This is a genomic window from uncultured Planktosalinus sp., assembly GCF_963973675.1.
Taxonomy (GTDB): domain Bacteria; phylum Bacteroidota; class Bacteroidia; order Flavobacteriales; family Flavobacteriaceae; genus Planktosalinus.
Map to the genome: position 1 here is coordinate 1 of NZ_CAXBAN010000438.1, position 1,917 is coordinate 1,917.

General features: G+C 38.0%; 2 protein-coding genes. Both read left to right on the forward strand.

The window, feature by feature from the left end:
• The coding region (gene nqrE / locus AACY61_RS13080; protein WP_339612024.1) for an NADH:ubiquinone reductase (Na(+)-transporting) subunit E at window positions 1–743 on the forward strand (743 nt) is incomplete at its 5' end.
• 4 nt (window positions 744–747) lie between these two features.
• The coding region (nqrF, locus tag AACY61_RS13085; protein WP_339612025.1) for an NADH:ubiquinone reductase (Na(+)-transporting) subunit F at window positions 748–1,917 on the forward strand (1,170 nt) is incomplete at its 3' end.

Below are 1,917 nucleotides of genomic sequence, written 5' to 3' on the forward strand. Positions count from 1 at the left end.
TTAAATCAATCTTTATAGATAACATGGTATTTGCCACGTTCCTGGGAATGTGTTCTTACCTAGCGGTTTCCAAAAAAGTGACTACTGCGGTTGGTCTAGGAGCAGCTGTTATCTTTGTCCTTGGAATCACAGTGCCAATCAACTGGCTTTTAGATCAATATATTTTACAAGAAGGTGCACTTTCCTGGTTAGGCCCCGAATATGCCTCTTATGACTTAAGCTTCTTGTCATTTATTATGTTTATTGCAACCATTGCTACTATGGTTCAACTAGTAGAAATTGTTGTTGAAAAGTTTTTACCGGCACTTTATAATTCGTTGGGAATCTTTTTACCGCTAATCGCTGTAAACTGTGCTATTTTAGGAGGTTCTTTATTCATGCAGTCAAGACAAATTGCCAGTATAGATTTGGCCTTAAACTATGGTGTTAGTTCAGGAATCGGATTTTTCTTAGCTATCCTAACTATTGCTGCGATACGTGAAAAAATACGTTATTCTAACGTGCCAGCCCCACTTAGAGGATTAGGAATAACATTTATAATTACCGGATTGATGGCAATTGGTTTTATGAGTTTTGGAGGAATGTTGACAGGAGGGGACAGTGAAGAAACAACAACTGAAACAGCACAGGTATCCAACCTAAATAAAAATTCAACATTATCTGCGGTGGTTAACAGTCAAGATTCACCTACCTTAGATTCAACCGATCAAAATCAGGAAACCAATCAAGAAGTAATAAAATAACGATATGATATTAGCAGCAAGTACATTAGGTGTCGTTTTAGCAACCGTAATAGCATTTTTGGTATTAATTCTACTATTAGTGGGAATTTTAATTTTTGTTAAAGAAAAATTGTCTCCTTCAGGCCCTGTAAAAATTACCATTAATAATGAAAAGGTTCTTGAGGTTGATTCAGGAAGCACGCTTTTAACGACCCTTAGTTCAGAAAAAATATTTTTACCTTCTGCTTGTGGTGGAGGTGGAACCTGCATTCAATGTGAATGCCACGTTCTTGAAGGAGGTGGAGAAGCACTTCCAACAGAAACCCCACACTTTTCAAGAAAAGAAATTCAACATGGCGCTCGTTTAGCATGCCAAGTTAAAGTTAAACAAGACATGAATATTACCATTCCCGAAGAAGTTTTTGGAATTAAGAAATGGGAAGGTACTGTTTTAAGAAACTATAATGTTGCCTCTTTTATTAAGGAATTTGTTGTTGAAATTCCCGAAGATATGGGTTATAAAGCAGGAGGATATATTCAAATCGAAATACCCCCTTGTGAGATTAAATACAAGGATTTTGATATTACTGCTCACCCTGAAGAACACGATACAGCTGACAAGTTTCAAGAGGAATGGGATAAATTTCAGTTATGGCCTCTGGTTATGAAAAACACTGAAACTGTTGAGCGTGCATATTCCATGGCCTCATATCCTGCTGAAGGACGTGAAATTATGCTCAACGTGCGTATTGCCACTCCACCATGGGACAGGTCCAAAAACACCTGGATGAATGTAAACCCCGGTATTGCATCTTCATTTATTTTTGCTCAAAAACCAGGAGACAAAGTTGTGATTTCAGGACCCTACGGTGAATTCTTTATCAACGAAAGTGAAGCCGAAATGCTGTATGTTGGTGGTGGAGCCGGTATGGCTCCAATGCGCTCACATCTGTATCACCTGTTCCGCACATTGAAGACCGGAAGAAAAGTGACATATTGGTATGGTGGACGTTCAAAAAGAGAATTGTTCTACATCGATCACTTTAAAAACTTAGAAAAAGATTTCCCAAACTTTAAATTCTATATGGCTCTTTCTGAACCATTAGATGAAGACAATTGGAAAGTTAAAGACGGTATCGATGGTGAAGGCGATGGATTTGTTGGTTTCATACACCAAGTGGTCATCGACAACTAC